We start from the raw sequence: 7,108 nt of genomic DNA on the forward strand, positions 1-7,108 counted from the left end.
ATCCAGGGCTTCGTCGGCGGCGGGGTCGGCGTACCGAAGTTGTACGTCACGCCACCGAGGATGCTGTGCGACCGGAAACGACCGTCGAACTGACGGTTGGTCACGTCGACCAGCTTGACGTTGTCGGCGTTGAAGAAGCGATACTTCAGCGTCGCGTCGATGTGGTCGGTCAGCGGAGCGCGGACGCCGGCGAGACCCTGCCACGCGAACACGGTGTCCGAATCGTCGACGAAGTTGCCGCGGGTGTTGAGCCCGTAGTTCGCCTTGACGCGAGCGACGCCGACACCGCCGCCGACGAAGCCCTGGATGCCGTCATCGTCACCGAAGTCGAGCAGGCCGTTCAGCATGAAGCTGAGCGCCGAGGTCTTGCCGCCGGCATAGTCGTACGAACCGGCAGCCGCGTTGCCCAGGCCAGCGGCGGTGTACGCCGGGGTGGTCAGCGTCGAGCTGTAGCCGTCGACGGTCGCCGAACGGTAGCCGACTTCGGTTTCGACGCGGAATGCACCGAAATCGTAGCCGATCACGCCATCGACGTCGTAGCCGTAGTTGTGGTCGACGGTAGCAGCGCGCGAGACGGCGCCGATGTCATAGTTGATGTCTTCGACGATCATCGCGCCGCCTTCGACGCCAACGTACCACGACTTGTCGCGGGCGAGGGCGGGAGTGGCGAGCGCGGTGGATGCCAGTGCCAGTACGACGGCAAGCTTCCGCATAGAAGTCCCCTTTCTTGAGTGTCACTACGGACAGGGCAAACTCACTATCCGAGGGTTGGTTTCCACGCAAGAATGCAAAAGCCGGGACCTGTTGCAGGAATCCCACACTCATTTTCACCGCGCGATCAGACCGTGCTGTCGCAAAGCACTGAGAATCCTAGTCAAAACCTCCCGAGCCACGTCATCCACGATGGTTCCGCCGACAGGGTCGTCGATCGCCGCGCCGCGCGCGCCGACGACGGTTTCCCCGCCGATCACCAGCCGACCGGCATAGACGTCGCCATCGTGCCACGCGCCATCGTGGTAAACAATCGGTTGATGGGTCGAAGCGTTCCATGCGGCATAGCCCTCGGCGGGCCGGACGAAACGCCAGCCGTCGCCGGTCCAGCCGGCCAGCGCCTGCGCCTGCCCCGCCCACAGCCCCTCGGGCGCCGCCCCGACGATCCAGCACTGGCCGGGCCGCGGGTCGGCGGGCGGGGCGTTGCCGCCGGCGCCGGCCACCACCGGCTGGACGAGCATGTCGAGTCGCACCAGCGCCTCGTTGTGCGTCAGCTCCTTGCCCGCCTGCCCGGGCGCGAGGAAGGGCAAGGCCAGCCGGGCGCTCTGGTCGATGGTGGTCATGCCGTGTCTCCCACGATGATCGTCAATGGTGTCGAGATGGCGAGCGTCCCAAGCTGGACGACCGTGACGCTCGTCCCGGCCGGCGGCCGCGCCGCAGCGGTGAAGCGATAGGCGGGCGCGTCGGTGACGGCCGCCTGCGGTCCTGCCGATGTCGTCCAGGCGAGGCGATAGCCTTCGCTCTCCTCGCCCAGCGGCACGTCGACGCCGTCGCGCCAGCTCCATCCGGCACGACTGCGACGGACCCAGCGCACGGTCATGCCGCCGTCCGCCTCGACGGTGACGGAGCCGAGTACCGGCGCGGGAGGCGCGACCGAGGCGCCGGTGATCGTCACCGCCGTCTCCACCGGCGCCGCATCGCCGACGCCGCTCGCCAGCAGCCGCAGCCGCCGGCCGATCGCCGCCGCCGGCAGCGCGATCGCGGTGATCGCGTCGGGCTCGATCAGCACGAATCGCTCGCCGGTACGATGCGTCGCGATCGCCGCCTCGCTGCCGCGCACGCCGCGCATCAGGTCGGTCAGCCGCCAGCGCCCGCCGCCGAGCGGCGTCGCGGTCGCGAACTGGATCAGTTCGTCGCCGACCAGCGCGAGATTGCCGCCCTGCCCGCGCATCACCGCATCGGCATCGCCCAGCATCATGTCGTCGCGCAGCAGCGTGACCACCACCGCGCTCTGCCGGTCGGCCAGCCGGCCGGATGCCGCCGCGGCGGGCGGCACGTCGACCGTGCCGATCATCCCCGGCGCCGCGCTCGCCGGCGCCGCGCTCCAGCTCGCGCCCTCGTCGAGGCTGTAGAGCAACGTCGCCTGTCGCCAGCCCGGCCCGCTGCCGCACGCCACGACGCTCAGCCGCGGCAGCGTCAGCGGTGCCTCGCCGAGCCCGGGCAGCTCCGCCGCCACCAGCGTCGTGCGCCCGATCGGCAGATCGGCCGCCGGCAGGCAGGCGCCGCTGCTCGTCGCGCCGGCCACCGGCACCGTGCCGATCGGCAGCAGCGTCAACGTCGTCAGCACGCCCGAGATGCTGCTGCTCGCCACCCGCCAGCGCCCCGCCTCGCCATCGAGTGCGACGATCGCACCCGGCGCGATGCCGAGTCCCTCCCGGCCGAGCGCGACCTGCCGCCGCGTCCGTTCGATCTCGCCCCGCGCGAGCAGCGCCGCCGCGACGCCCTTCGCCGCGGTCGCGTCGATCACCGCGGGCAATTCGACGCGATCGATCCGCTCGCCCGGTCCCGGCCGCCGCATGCGCTGCACGCCGACCTGATAGTCGCGCGCCGGGTCGTGATGCGCCACCGCCACCTCGCGCGGCACGCTGGCGAGCGCGGCGACCGTCCGCCGCCGCCGCGGCGTCCGCCCGCCCGCCGCCAGCCCCGCGTCGGCGATCGGCACCGCCGCACCCGTGTCGGTCTGCCGCACCAGCCGCGCGCCGTCGCTGCGCCACCAGCCGCCGTCGAGCAGCGCCAGCGTCTCGAGCACACCGCGCACGTTCGCCCCCGCCGCGGCGAAGCCGTCGAGCGGCAGCCCGCCCTGCGCCGTCACCTCGGGCGCGATCGTCGCGGCGATCGTCCCGCTCGGCACCGCCGCCGCATCGGCGACCACCTCGAAGGTCAGCGACGGGATGCGGTTGCCGAAATCGGCGAGCGGCAAGCCCTCGAACACCGCATAGGCGATACCGCGATAGGCGGGCGTCGCCCCCATCGCCGCGGCGATCAGCGGATCGACCGGCTGGTTATCGCTGCCGGGATGCAACCGGAAGCCCGTCTGCGTCTTCCAGTCGCCCGCCGCGCCGCGCAGGAGTCTGCCCTCCGCCCAGATCCGCCGCACCGCGACGATCGGCCGCGCCGACAGCGCCACCGCGAAGCTCGCGCTGTAGCTGTAGGTGTTGGTCGCCGGCCGCCCCTTGCCGCCGCGCTGGCTGTTGCGGGTCTCGATGAGGTCGGTCGACCAGATCACCGTTCCCGCGACGCGCATCGTCCCGAACAATTGCGGCAGCGGCGTGCCGTAGCTCGACGTCTGCACCGACAGGTCGGCGAGCCGCGGCCCCTCGCGCGCGGCATGGCGGAACAGCCGCGCATCGATCGCCTGGCCGAGGATCGCGCCGACCGCGCCGCCGATCGGCCCGCCCAGCGCTCGTCCGACCGTGCTCAGCACCAAGGTCGCCATCAGCCTTCCCCCTCGTACCGCCAGGCGCCGAGCAACGGCCAGTCCGGCCGGCCCGGTCGCTCGACCACGCACCGCAGGCCCGCATCGGCATGGACGATGCCGCCCGCGACGCGCACCGCACCGTGCAGCTGCGCCGGCCCGCTCGCGAACAGCAGCACGTCCCCCGTCGCCGCGCCGTCGCCGCGCGCCAGCACCCTGTCGAACCGCGCCGCGACCTGCGCCGGATCGCCACCGCGCAGCGGATAGCCGCTCGGCACCGTGCCCCGCCAACCCGCGCCGCGCAGCGCCGCCGCGATCACGCCGATACAGTCGAGCCCGTGCGCCGGATCGCGGCCATGCAGGCGGAAGCGCACCCCAACCAGCGCCCGCGCCGCCGCCGCGACCGCCACGCCCCTAGCCACCCGAATAGCGCGTCAGCAGGTCCATGCCCGGCAGATGCGGCTCGCCCCGGAAGTTCGCCGCATTGGCGAAACGCCCGGCGCAGGTCGCGAAGCGCTTGTCGCATCCCTCGCCCAGCTCGACGAGCACGCCTTCGCCGACCGCAAAGACCGGTGGCGCGCGCAGCGTCACCGTCGATCCCGCCGAGGCGTCGATCGCCTGCACCAGCCCGCCGTTCGCGCCGCCGAACCAGCGCAGCACGCCGCCGGCATAGGCGCCCGCGACCGGCTCCGCCGCGTCGAGCGTCACCACCCGCTCGGCGATCGCGACCACCCGGGCGAACCGGCGCCGTGCCGCCATCGCGACGCGGCAGCGCCGGTCGCCCAGTTCGGCGCGGCAGGCGGCGGAGGTCTCCTCGACCACCGCACGGTCGAGCGCCGCGCTCGCGCCGGCGAGTTCGGCGGTGAAGCCGTCCTCGCCCAGCTCGACCGCGCCGATCCGCCCGGCGCCCAGCGGCGCGACGATCGCGCCCATCTCCCAGTCGACCGCGAACAGCCGCACCCATGCGCCGTCCCAGCGCCCGGCGAGCAGGTCCGCCTCGCCGATCGCCGCGCTGGTCAGGCTGCCGCGCACGTCCATCGTATCCGCCTCGAGCCCGGCATGGCGCTCGATCGCCGAGGGCGTCATGCCCGGCGCGGCGCGATAGGTCATGCCGTCGATCGTCAGGTCGCGGTCATGCGTGGTCAGCCCGATCGCAATCCCGTCGCGCCGCTCGATCCGCCAGCAATAGGCGATGCACGACAGCGCGCTCACGTCCGCACCTCGATCAACGGCACCGACACCGCCTCACCGGCGAGGAAGGTCGTGCGGCTGACGCGCAGATGATCCTCGGCGAAGCGCACGACGACGTCGAACACGAAGCTCGCCGTCACGCGCGAGCCCGCTGCCGGAGCGGTGTCGAACAGCAGCATGCCGTCCGCCGCCAGGCTGAACGCCTGCGTCGCCACCCCGTCGATCGCGACGCGGACGCTGCCCGCGACCGGGCGGACGATCCGCCGGACCGCCGCGCCATAATGGCGGACGAGCGCGAACTGCCGTCTGACGCCGTCGCCGCTGCCGAGCGGCTCGTCCTGGCCCTCGGCGTCGAACGGATCGCGCAGGCGGAAGGCGCGCGCCGGCCCCATCCGCGCGCGGAAGAAGGCGAGCAGGACGGCGATGTCCGCCTCGCTGCGCACCCCCGGCCCGACGTCGTAACTGGTGCGCGCTTCCGCCCAGGCGACGTTGCGCTGCTCGGCGCCGCCCGCCGCGGTCAGGATCGTCGTCGAAAATGCCGGCGTCACCGCCGCCTCGCGGCCGAGTGCGATCGGAAAGAGGATATCGTCGTAATCCTGCATCCCATCCTCCCCTTCGAAATGGACGAAGCCGTCGCGCATCACCTGCGGCAGCGCCCACAGGGTCACGGCCGCGGCGCCGCGCGCCCGCGCCGCTTGGGCCGCCGCCTCGATGCGTGGCCAATGCGCCGCCGCCTGCGCGGCCTCGGCGACGAAGCCGGCGAAATATTGCTGCTGTGCCGGCGGATAGCCGAGCCGCGCCTGCGCCACCGCGACGCCGCGCGCGGTCAGCGCGCCGTCGCCGGCGGTGACCCAGTCGTAATCTTCGAGCTGCAACACGTCGAAGGCCGGCGCCGCCCAGCCGACCGGCAAGGCGGCACGCGCCCAGTCCGGCGCCGCACCGTCGAGCACCGTCGGCAGATAGGCGAGCAGATAGGTGCGACAGCCCGGAAACGCGCCCCGCACCTGCGCGACCAGCGCCGAGGTCGACGCCGCCAGCGCCGCCCCCGCGCGATCGAGCGTCGCGCGCTGCACCGCGTCGAGCGGCGCCCGCACCGAACGAATCGCGACCGGCGCGAAGGCCGCCACCGCCGCCGCGTCGTACAGGCACGGCCGCCCGTCCGCCATCAGCCACCACCACGGCTCGCCGACCTGGAAGTGCGGCGCCAGCCCCGCCGCGACGCCGAGTCCGACGAACGCCGTCGCCACCTGGTGCAGGTAACGCATCGCCCCGTCATGCGCCGGCGACAGCAGCGCCGACGGCGGCGTCCAGCCGGTCCGCGCCGGCGTCCCGTCCGCGGCCCGCTGCTTCCAGTCGTTCCAGCAATGCGCGTCGAGCAGTTCGTAGCTCAGCGACCAGATCAGCGCATAGCCGAGCCGCTGCGCCCGCTCGGCGAAGTCGCGATGCCAGGCGGCGCAGGCGGCGTTGATCACCCCGCCGCGCAGGCTGACGTACAGCCCGGCGCCGAGCGGTTCGAGCCGGAAATAATGGCTCATCCCGACATAATGCGTGATCGCACCGCGATAGCCGAGGTGCAGCGCATTGCGCAGCAGCCGGGCCGGGGTGAGGTGATAGCTGTCGTCATACCCGCTGGCGACGGCGAAGCCGTGTTCGGGCACGACCACGTCGCCGAGCCCGATCACCGCACCCGGCCCGTCGCAGGCGATGTCGCTCAGCTCGACCCAGCCTTCCGCCGCCGCCGGCAGCAGGGCGTCGCTGCCGTCATATTCGGGCGGCACCATCGATACGAACAGCCTGTCGATATCGCCCGCCCACACCGGCCGCGCATCGTCGGGCAGCCGGAACCCGCCGGCGAGATCGGCGAAGTCGAGCGTCACCGCCGCATCCTCGGGCGTACCCGTGGCATAATTCCACAACCGCACGTACCAGGTCGCCGCCTGCCCCGCCGCGTCGCGCCCCTCGATCGTCAGCGTCGGCCCGTTGACCGCGTCGAGCGGCAGGATTCCCTGCGACCGCCAGCGGAAGCGGAACCGGCAGCCGCGAAAGTCGCGCTCCGTCGCATAGCGCAGCAAGGGGTGATCGAAGCGGTCCTCCGCCGCCCAGATCAGCCCGGCGAGGTCGCCGCGCGTCTGGAACACCAGGTCGACGCGCAGCGCATCCGCCGCCGGATTGGTCACCGCCGCCATCATCGGCCGCGGGAAGTCGACCGTCCAGAAGCGCGCGTCGAAGCGCGAGAGGAAGGCGTCCGCCGCCGGCGGCGTCGCACACAGCCAGAATGCCATCCGCCTACCCCCTCATTCGCTCAGCGCCGCACGCACCGCGCGCGCCACCTGCCGGCTCGATCGTTCCATCGCCGCCGGCGCCTCGCCCGGCGCGGTCTGGACGTGGATCGTCACGCGGACGTCGCGCGGCGCCGCCGCGCGACGTCCGCGTGACGATCCACGTCCAGAC

At 72.9% G+C, this 7,108-nt stretch carries 6 protein-coding genes; all 6 read right to left on the reverse strand.

All coding sequences use genetic code 11. From position 1 onward, the window contains the following. A partial coding sequence (locus tag BW41_RS15740; protein WP_037535501.1) for an outer membrane protein occupies positions 1 to 713 on the reverse strand: 713 nt, incomplete at its 3' end. 114 nt (positions 714 to 827) lie between these two features. Beyond that, positions 828 to 1,334: a DUF2793 domain-containing protein gene (locus tag BW41_RS15745; protein WP_037535493.1), complete on the reverse strand. Its 507-nt coding sequence runs from the start codon at positions 1,332 to 1,334 to the stop codon at positions 828 to 830. Then, positions 1,331 to 3,487: a phage tail protein gene (locus tag BW41_RS15750; protein WP_037535494.1), complete on the reverse strand. Its 2,157-nt coding sequence runs from the start codon at positions 3,485 to 3,487 to the stop codon at positions 1,331 to 1,333. Before BW41_RS15750 ends, BW41_RS15745 begins: the two co-directional genes overlap by 4 nt. After that, positions 3,487 to 3,876, reverse strand: coding sequence for a peptidoglycan endopeptidase (locus BW41_RS15755; protein WP_235199798.1), 390 nt, complete (start codon positions 3,874 to 3,876; stop codon positions 3,487 to 3,489). The genes BW41_RS15750 and BW41_RS15755 overlap by 1 nt, the downstream gene beginning before the upstream one ends. Positions 3,877 to 3,880: 4 nt before the next feature. Beyond that, on the reverse strand, positions 3,881 to 4,678 hold the full coding sequence (locus BW41_RS15760) for a DUF2163 domain-containing protein (protein WP_037535498.1): 798 nt from the start codon (positions 4,676 to 4,678) through the stop codon (positions 3,881 to 3,883). Beyond that, entirely contained in the window at positions 4,675 to 6,939 is a 2,265-nt protein-coding gene (locus BW41_RS15765) for a DUF2460 domain-containing protein (protein ID WP_037535500.1), read from the reverse strand. Before BW41_RS15765 ends, BW41_RS15760 begins: the two co-directional genes overlap by 4 nt. Positions 6,940 to 7,108: the final 169 nt, after the last annotated feature.

This window comes from Sphingomonas sp. RIT328, assembly GCF_000632225.1.
In the GTDB taxonomy this organism is placed as follows: domain Bacteria; phylum Pseudomonadota; class Alphaproteobacteria; order Sphingomonadales; family Sphingomonadaceae; genus Sphingomonas; species Sphingomonas kyungheensis.